The organism is Acidovorax sp. KNOB132, assembly GCF_057541515.1.
On record NZ_BAAJYT010000480.1, the window covers coordinates 1 to 1672 of the forward strand.

1 protein-coding gene is annotated in these 1672 nt (G+C 71.2%); it reads left to right on the forward strand.

Annotation, left to right across the window (positions count from 1 at the left end):
* On the forward strand, nucleotides 1-1628 hold a 1628-nt coding region (locus AC27IO_RS23920), incomplete at its 5' end, for an outer membrane protein assembly factor BamB family protein (RefSeq protein WP_498741153.1).
* Between the last annotated feature and the right edge of the window lie 44 nt (nucleotides 1629-1672).

Genomic DNA, 1672 nt, shown 5'->3' on the forward strand with positions numbered 1-1672 from the left:
GCGCCGCGGCCGTTCCGACGGCCGCGCCAGCGCCCTCTTCCCCACCCACAGCCACGCCGGCCACACCCGTGCCGGCCTCGGCACCCGCCCTGCCCACGGCGTCCTGCGAAGGGCGTTTGTTCATGCCCACGGCCGATGGCCGGCTGCTCGCGCTGGACCCGCGCACCGGCGGCCTGTGCACCGACTTCGGCAACGGCACCGGGCAGATCGACCTGTGGACCGGCATGCCCAACCGCCGCCCCGGCGCTTACTACTCCACCTCGCCCGCCGTGGTCACGCGCGATCTCGTCATCATTGGCGGCACCGTGCTGGACAACGCCTCCACCAAGGAGCAGTCCGGCGTGATCCGCGCGTACGACGTGCACACCGGCGCGCTGGTGTGGAACTGGGATTCGGCCAAGCCCGAGGCCACCGCGCCCATCGGCCCCGGCGAGACCTACACCGCCAATTCGCCCAACAGCTGGTCGATCTCCAGCGTGGATGAAACCCTGGGCCTGGTCTACGTGCCCATGGGCAACCAGCCGCCCGACCAGTGGGGCGGCCGCCGCAGCCCCGAGGTGGAGCGCTATTCGTCCTCCGTCGTGGCGCTCGAACTGGCCACCGGCCGCGTGCGCTGGCACTTCCAGACCGTGCACCACGACCTGTGGGACTACGACGTGCCCGCGCAGCCCAGCCTGGTGGACCTGACCGTCAAGGGCGAGCGCGTGCCCGCGCTGGTGCAGCCCACCAAGCAGGGCGAGGTCTTCGTGCTCGACCGTCGCACCGGCACCCCCATCCTGCCAGTCACCGAGGTGCCCGCCCCCCAGGGCGCCGCCGAGGGCGACCGCACCGCGCCCACGCAGCCCAAATCGGCCCTGTCGTTCGACCCCGCACCGCTCACCGGCGCGGACATGTGGGGCGTGACCCTCTTTGACCAGCTCATGTGCCGCATCGCGTTCGAGAAGCTGCGCTTCGAAGGCCGCTTCACCCCGCCCTCCACCCGCGGCACCCTGGTCTATCCCGGCAACTTCGGCGTGTTCAACTGGGGCGGCGTGGCCGTGGACCCGCAGCGCGAGATGGCGTTCACCACGCCCACCTACCTGGCCTTCACCTCGCAGCTGATCCCGCGCACCGACGACACCACCTTGCTGGTCCAGCCCGGCGGCGCGCCACCGCACGGCATGCTGCCCGCGCTGAACGAAAACGTGGGCGCGCCGTTCGCCGTGCGCCTGAAGCCCTTCGTCTCGGTGCTGGGCATTCCCTGCCAGGCGCCGCCCTGGGGCTACGTGGCCGGCGCGGACCTGACCACGGGCAAGATCATCTGGAAGCACAAGAACGGCACCGTGCGCGACCTGGCCCCCGTGCCCGTGCCGTTCAAGATGGGCGTGCCCAACCTGGGCGGCCCGGTGACCACGGCCGGCGGCGTGGCCTTCCTGTCCGGCACGCTCGACTACTACGTGCGGGCCTACGACGTCTCCAACGGCAACGAACTGTGGAAGAGCCGCCTGCCCGCGGGCGGCCAGGCCACCCCGATGACCTACACCGGGGCCGATGGCCGGCAGTACATCGTGGTGGCGGCGGGCGGACACGGCTCGCTCGGTACGCGCACGGGGGACTGGCTGATCGCCTACGCCCTGCCGCGCACCTGACGAGGCTTTGAGACAAAAAGGCCTCCAGCACAATCGATACTAGG